The organism is Acinetobacter sp. UBA3132, from assembly GCF_002364825.1.
Taxonomy (GTDB): Bacteria; Pseudomonadota; Gammaproteobacteria; order Pseudomonadales; family Moraxellaceae; genus Acinetobacter; species Acinetobacter schindleri.
The window spans coordinates 1-303 of sequence record NZ_DEZM01000005.1; the positions used below are offsets into that span (position 1 = coordinate 1).

Genomic DNA, 303 nt, shown 5'->3' on the forward strand with positions numbered 1-303 from the left:
GTCGCGTTGCAACTATGCGATAGAAGCAGAACTCAGGAAAAAGACGAAGCCAATTGGGCTTAAAACAAATTGATATCCAATCCCCTACATGCATTTCAAGACAGCAGTACCAAAAGCTGGAATCGATTAGAGACCTTAGAAATTATTGCGGCAGGATTAAATGCATCAACTGATGCTCATCCCAGATAATAAAGTTCATTTAATTAGACAATTATTGAATGATGAAATTAAAATCATGATCGAAGATCAGCGGACGCTTACTCTCTTTCTTTCAAACAAGAATCTAGGTCAATTTGTTTGACT

Annotated in this window: 1 pseudogene; it reads left to right on the forward strand. The window is 37.0% G+C overall.

Annotated features, from left to right (window positions below):
* The first annotated feature begins 53 nt into the window (after positions 1-53).
* Positions 54-301, forward strand: a pseudogene (locus B4033_RS00140) (hypothetical protein).
* The last annotated feature ends 2 nt before the right edge of the window (positions 302-303 follow it).